Source organism: Mameliella sp. CS4 (assembly GCF_019392335.1).
Lineage (GTDB): Bacteria > Pseudomonadota > Alphaproteobacteria > Rhodobacterales > Rhodobacteraceae > Antarctobacter.
On the sequence record NZ_JAHXRQ010000080.1, the window covers coordinates 1 to 853 of the forward strand.

The 853-nt window shown below is 57.6% G+C and carries 1 rRNA gene; it reads left to right on the top strand.

What is annotated here, in order from left to right:
• A 23S ribosomal RNA gene (locus KZZ07_RS26600) occupies positions 1-853 on the top strand; the annotation flags it as partial.

Below are 853 nucleotides of genomic sequence, written 5' to 3' on the forward strand. Positions count from 1 at the left end.
GAGGGAAAGGTGAAAAGCACCCCGACGAGGGGAGTGAAACAGTACCTGAAACCGAACGCCTACAATCAGTCGGAGCTTGACTGGACTCTAATGACAATCTGGGCCATCTGGTTCTATCGACGAATGCGGTAGGACATCAAAGATGGCGGATGGAACCTTTGCAGTATTGCTCATCGTGCTCGGCCTTGCCGACATGAACGGGAATTACTGCGGAACGGACGGCGGCTGCCTGGCGCGGTCGGACGTCCAGCCACGCCTGGCCATATCGGCCGGAGAAGTGGTCGAGCGGCGTGCCAAACCGGCGGCGGAAACCTATCTGCGTTACGATGCGGACCGAAAGATCGGTCCCTTCGGACAGGCGGTTGGGCTGTCGGTCGGTGAAGAGGGCGAAACCTGGGTCGGCTATGGCGCGACCTACAGGATCGGCCTTTGGGACACGCCGTTCTACGCGGAGCTGCACACCATGCCGGGGGTCTACCTCGACAACGGTGGTTTCGATCTCGGCGGGCCGATCGAATTCCGATCAGGTATCGAGCTGGGGTGGGAAAATGACCGCGGCTGGCGCTTTGCCGTCAGTTACGATCACCGCTCCAACGCGGAGATTTACGACAACAACCCGGGCATCGAAACGGTGCAGTTCCGGGTCAGCGTTCCAACCAGATGAACACTCCAGGAATGGAGAGATGTGGGAACTTACGACATTGCAGCGCAATGCAATGTTGCCCACCCGTCAGCATCTTTCGGATGCGACGTGATTGTCATTAGTGTCCAGTCTTGTGACGGCGTACCTTTTGTATAATGGGTCATCGACTTGGTCTATCTAGCAAGCTTAAGCCGATAGGTGTAGGCGCAG